The organism is Soonwooa purpurea (assembly GCF_053891095.1).
This window is the reverse complement of record NZ_JBSSMA010000028.1, coordinates 1-6076: the sequence shown is the minus strand read 5'-3', so window position 1 is coordinate 6076 and position 6076 is coordinate 1. Positions and strand designations below refer to the sequence as shown.

The following is a 6076-nucleotide window of genomic DNA, read 5'->3' as shown; positions in this document are numbered from 1 at the left end:
ACGGAACAGACGACAAAATTTGGCATTATAAGAATGCAGGTTTTTTACTAGAAAAAATAAAAGGTTCAAATCTAATCACCCTTGAAGGTACAGGACACGAATTACACGTTGATGATTGGAAATCAATTATTGATGGAATAGAAAAACACATAAATGACTGATAAACAAAAACAACGACCCGCTAACAATGTATATAAAAAATAGGCGAAACAGTAGTAAATTCAAGGCTTTTGGCTCGTATTATACTTTGTGCTTAACCGAAAATTTGGCACTTCGAAATCGCCTACTTTTCATATACTAACCGTTATCGGCAATACGAAACAAGGTAATTCAGAAAAAACATTATATTTGTACCATAAATAAAAAGTAAGCGGAAAATGTAAAAATTAATTTCTTAGACAATCTAACAATCAGCTCAAAAAATTGGGTTCCCACTTTTGTTAAACTCAAAAAGAAATTAATTATGCTTACGATTCAAAATTTATCCTATTCACATCCCAATAAAAATACGCTGTTTACTAATTTAAGTATGACAGTAAACCAATCCGATAAAATTGCATTAATTGGCAATAATGGCGTTGGAAAATCCACTTTGTTAAAACTTATCGCTAAGGATTTAAAACCTGATGAAGGTCAAATTACTTCCCAGGCTAAACCTTACTATATTCCTCAAATTTTCGGTCAGTTTAATAAGTTAACCATTGCACAAGCCTTACAAGTTGAAACTAAGCTCAATGCTTTACACAAAATTTTAAGCGGAAGTGTAGATGAAAAGAATTATAGTCTTTTAAATGACGATTGGACAATAGAAGAAAAATGTCAAGAAGCCCTAAGCTATTGGGATATATCTGATTTATCACTATCTCAAAAATTGAGCGAATTAAGTGGAGGACAAAAAACAAAAGTCTTTCTTGCTGGTTTATTTATTCATCAACCATCATTTGTTTTATTAGATGAACCCAGTAATCATCTGGACAAATCCAGTAGAGACTTACTATACGATTTCGTTCAAACTTCAAGAGCAACTTTTATAATCGTTAGCCACGACCGAGAGTTACTTCAATTATTAAATCCTATTTATGAGCTCAACAGAAATGAAATTAAAGTTTATGGCGGAAACTATGAATTTTATAAGGAGCAAAAAGAAATTGAACAAAATGCTTTAAGCCAAGATATTCAGAGTAAAGAAAAAGCACTTAGAAAGGCAAAAGAAAAGGAGCGAAAAACAATTGAACGACAAAATCGTTTGGATAGTCGTGGAAAAAAGAAACAGGAAAAAGCAGGTGTTGCCCGAATTATGATGAACACATTACGAAACAATGCCGAAAACAGCACATCAAAAATGAAAAGTGTTCACACTGAAAAAATCGGTAGTGTTTCACAGGAATTGCAGGAACTACGTTCTTCGTTGCCAGACATTGACAAAATGAAATTCGGCTTTGACAATTCTGCATTGCACAAAGGCAAAATTCTATTTACGGCTAATGACCTCAATTTCAGTTACGACACACAACCGCTTTGGACAGAAAACCTAAATTTTAAAATCACAAGTGGCGAACGCATTGCTTTAAAAGGCAAAAACGGTTCAGGTAAAACAACCTTGATAAAACTGATTTTAGGCAACATAGAACCACAAACAGGAAAAGTTTACAGAGCAGACAACAAATCGGTTTATATTGACCAAGACTATTCGCTGATTGACGACAAACTGAAAGTTTACGAACAAGCCGAACAATTCAATACTTCGGCATTACAGGAACACGAAATCAAAATCAGGCTTAACCGATTTTTGTTTACCAAAGAAGATTGGGACAAATCTTGCAACGCTTTGAGTGGCGGAGAAAAAATGCGTTTAATGTTGTGTTGTTTAACAATCAATAATCAATCGCCTGACATTATTATTTTGGACGAGCCAACCAACAATCTGGACATACAAAACATTGAAATCTTGACAAGAGCTATTAACGAATATCGGGGGACATTGATTGTGGTTTCGCACGATGAAACCTTTTTAGAGCAGACAAACATAGAACGGACAATTCAACTCTGACAAAAGTACAGCCGCTAACATCGGTTTTGCGTCAGGCGGGGGGACGTTCTCCGTATGAAAATTTGTGCTAAATTTGAACTGTGGTTCTTCGTATCAAGTGCAGTGCTAAAAATCCCGCCCGAACGCAAAGCCGCGAACCGTTACCTGCAAGCTGAAACCAAAAATCCGACAAAATAAAATGGTTGAAACATTGATAAAAACATTGCAACAAAAATATCTTATCAAAACAAACACAATTTCTAAACAAAAAGGTGGTTGGGCTTCTTTGGCTTATAAAATAGAAGATGAAAACGAGCATTTTTATTTTTTAAAAGTTTATGAAAAAAGTCGAAAATCAACTTCTTATTTAACGGAACACATCGACCTTTATCTTCCCATTGTGGATTGGCTTGATAATCAAACTCTGCTGAAAGGAAAAATCATTCGATTGATTAAAACGCAATCTGATGATTTTAGGTGCGAAGATGAAAATTATATATATGTTTTGTTTGATTACATTAAAGGAGAAACAGTTGGAGAAAAAAATTTAACCAAAGAACAAATAACTCAATTAGCCGAAATTGTCAGTCAGTTACATCATTTAAAAAAAACTCCTTTTGACCTTTCGCAGATTTCTGAAACATTTGACCTTTCGTTTATTTCTAAACTAAACAATTGGATAGACAAAAACCTTGACCAACTAAAAACGGAAATCAAAACGGTACTGCAACCTAATCTTTCAATTATAAAAAATCAAATCAACGAATGGTATAATTTATCAAATGCTTTAAAGGAAAAAGATTTAAAATATTGTTTATGTCATACAGATATTCATCATTGGAATCTTATCACAGACAAACAAAAATTATATCTTTTGGATTGGGAAGGAATAAAGTTTGCACCACCCGAAGCCGATATTTTCAGCATTTATCAGCAACCTTATTTTGATTTGTTTATCAAAAGATATTATGAACTCAATCCTGATTATCAGATCAATGAAACGGTTTTACAATATTATCTGACAAGTAGAAAACTTCAAGATATTTTTGAGTTTATCGAACAATTACAATTTGACGAACTCAATTCGGAAGAATACAAAATCAACTTAAACTATCTGAAAAAAGAAGTTGATAACATAATATCCAAACCTAAAAACACAGCCAGCAGGTAACAAGGGTTTTGCAAGAGCGGGGCGAAAATACTCCGTTGGAGATTTTCGCTATATTTGTAGCTTAGTGCTTCGGTCGAGATTTTCTGCTGAAAATCCCCGCCCTCGCAAAGCCCCAAACCGTTGTACGACATAGTAAAACCGAACCAAACAAAATGAAAGTCAGAGAAGAAAAGTTAAGAACAATTATAGAATGGTCGGAGAAAAACGAAGATGTAAGAGTTCTTCTTCTGACAAGTTCACTTGTAAATCCTTTAGCACTTGTTGACGAATTTAGTGATTTAGACATTGAATTTGTTTTTGAGGATAATACAAATTACATTTCAGACAAAAGCTGGACGCTTAAATTCGGAAATCCAATTGCTATGATTGAAGAAGACGAAAGTTGTTTTAACCATAAACACGCAATGAAAATGCTACTTTATGAAGACGGTGTGAAAGTAGATTTTAAACTTTACAGCAAATCAAAATTTATAAAGGAAACGCAAGAGAAAGAATTACCAGAAGATTGGGATATTGGTTATAAAATTTTAATTGATAAAGATGGTATTACAAAGCAAATGCTGAAACCAACTTATCAAATTTCCATTATCAAAAAACCGTCTGAAAAAGAGTTTCAAAATCTAATAAACGATTTTTGGTGGGACACAACTTACGTGGCAAAGTGTCTTGTGAGAGATGAAATATTCTATGCGAAATTTATGTCGGAAACCGTTATTCGCACAGAATATTTAATTCCTTTAATTGAATGGCACATTGCAAGTGAACACAATTGGAACATAACGACCAATAAATATGGACGACTTTTCAAAAAGTATCTTAACCAGGAAATGTGGGCTAAAACAGAACAAACATTTTCAGGGAGCGATATAAAGGAAAATTGGACTGCTCTATTTTCAATGACTGATTTAGTTTCAGAAATAGGAACTGAATTGTCAAAAAAATTAGAGTACAAATACCCGGATAAATTAGAAAATGACATACGAAAATATTTAGCTGGACTAAAACCCAAAACATAACTACGTCGTACAACATCGTATTGGCAATAGGCGGGCTGAACGGCTTCGTATCAACGGAAGTGCAAAATTCAACTTCTGTTCTTCGATTAAAGTTCAGTGCTAAAAATCCCGCCCATCGCCAATACGCGGCACGTTATGTGAAAGAATAAAACGGCACCTCCAAAAAGAAAGTGCCGTTTCGAAATTAAATTTATAAATTCTCAATCCACTACTTCTGAAACAGTTGATTTTTCTATTAGAAAAATTCCGTCAAAAGCTTCTTCTATTTCAGTTTTTAGGCACATCGAATCAAATCGAATCTTATTACAATTTTTTAATTCCGTACTTCTGTTCATTAGTAAACAGCATTCTTTTCCTCCAAATTCTTGCATAATAAATTCAACAGAATCCGACTCTGGAAAATCAAGTGGAAATTTATCAACCCTAAAGCCAAATTGATAATCATTATCAGGATACAATGCCGCAGTTTCTCCACGTAGATTAGTTATTGCAAATGCTTTATATTTTTCTCCAAAAGTCATCGAAAGTCTTTGCCCCATTGGATAACAACTAATAAATCCATCAAAATCTACCGGAGTTTTTTGAATGTGAGCATTGTGGGCAACCAAAATAATCTTTTTACCAAGTGAATTTTTCAAAAACCAATCAATGCTTTCTGCCATATACTGGTCTTTTGCTCCCATATCTCCTTCAATTCCCCTTTCAGTAATGAAACTTTCCATAGCATCAGCATTATAATTCATATAAATCAAGCCTTTAACTTGATGAACTATCGATTGAAATTCTAAACTTTCTAATTTTGGTTGAAGAGTAATCAAACGAATGTAAACTTTTAATAGCAATGCTTTTAATTCATTATGTTCAGCTTCATCAAAAAGCGATAAATTTAACGCAAGCTGAGAAGTCGAATAGAAATCAAATTTCTCAGCAAGATTTAAAATCTTCTGTAAGACATCAGAAGAAACGATTGAAAGTCTTTGCAAATAATCAGATACAATACGAAAGTTTGGAAAATAAGAACCTCCATTTTTAGGAATATCCACACCTAAAAAGGTAATTTGATTATTATTGTCTTGATTATACCGACGAAGCCATAGCAAAGTATCTTTAAACTCATTTGGATAATAAAAGTGTGACAGTAACTTATCCAAATCGTCGAATGGAATTTGTGATTTTATCCACTTATCAACTTCTAATCCTTCAGAAAAACCAAACTCAAATGCCAAGGTGTCAAAATCACATTCAGTTACTAAAAACTCAATAACTTGATGCCTGAATGTAAAAAACTCTTTTATGAAATGTGCGTTTTCGCCTAAACCAACAATTGTAGAAGAATCAAAATATTCTCGAAATCGAAAAAGACTTTGTTTTATGGATGTATTATTTTCCGAATTAAACGGAAAAGTTAAGGGTTTTATATTTTTCATTATTACCTTATTTTAAATTAAAAATTAACGTACCAAATAGCAACCGTCTCAAAAAGACGATTTAATAATTTACTTTAATTTTTAATTACCAAGGCTTGCTGAAATACATAAAATGTGAATTATTTGAATACAAAGATACTAAAAATTCCTTCACATAACATCGCATTGGCAAAATGGCAGGTTAAGTGCTAAATTGAAAGTTTCTGCATTTTATTCCGCCGAATGTGTTCCACATTCGCTTTTTATTTGTAAGTTAGCTCTGTGGAAACACATCGGCTACGTTCTCGCTAAATTGAACTTTTTGTCCAATTTATCCGCCACTTCGCCAATGCGTTTCCCGTTATGTGCCATTTTTGAATGACAATGCGAATAGATACAGACAAACAAATGAATTTACTTAGTGATAAGAACGTTGCAATAATTGGTGGTGGAC

General features: G+C 33.1%; 4 protein-coding genes. 3 read left to right on the top strand and 1 reads right to left on the bottom strand.

Going from position 1 to position 6076, the window contains the following annotated elements:
- The first annotated feature begins 463 nt into the window (after positions 1 to 463).
- The 3 genes from abc-f (at position 464) to ACVFVN_RS14265 (ending at position 4216) form a co-directional block, all read left to right on the top strand.
- Positions 464 to 2050 (top strand): ribosomal protection-like ABC-F family protein, encoded by a 1587-nt coding sequence (gene abc-f / locus ACVFVN_RS14275; RefSeq protein WP_243548489.1) that lies wholly within the window; start codon positions 464 to 466, stop codon positions 2048 to 2050.
- Positions 2051 to 2228: 178 nt separating this feature from the next.
- Positions 2229 to 3200, top strand: a complete 972-nt coding sequence (locus ACVFVN_RS14270) for an aminoglycoside phosphotransferase family protein (protein ID WP_015431540.1) — start codon at positions 2229 to 2231, stop codon at positions 3198 to 3200.
- Between the two features lie 152 nt (positions 3201 to 3352).
- Positions 3353 to 4216 (top strand): aminoglycoside 6-adenylyltransferase AadS, encoded by an 864-nt coding sequence (locus ACVFVN_RS14265; RefSeq protein ID WP_003013318.1) that lies wholly within the window; start codon positions 3353 to 3355, stop codon positions 4214 to 4216.
- Between the two features lie 200 nt (positions 4217 to 4416).
- On the opposite strand, the gene ere(D) is transcribed toward ACVFVN_RS14265, so the two are convergent.
- Positions 4417 to 5643, bottom strand: coding sequence for an EreD family erythromycin esterase (gene ere(D) / locus ACVFVN_RS14260; RefSeq protein WP_009040233.1), 1227 nt, complete (start codon positions 5641 to 5643; stop codon positions 4417 to 4419).
- Between the last annotated feature and the right edge of the window lie 433 nt (positions 5644 to 6076).

Coding starts and splice junctions, on each gene's coding strand:
- abc-f (WP_243548489.1), top strand. CDS start 464: ATGCTTACGATTCAAAATTTATCCTATTCACATCCCAATAAAAATACG.
- ACVFVN_RS14270 (WP_015431540.1), top strand. CDS start 2,229: ATGGTTGAAACATTGATAAAAACATTGCAACAAAAATATCTTATCAAA.
- ACVFVN_RS14265 (WP_003013318.1), top strand. CDS start 3,353: ATGAAAGTCAGAGAAGAAAAGTTAAGAACAATTATAGAATGGTCGGAG.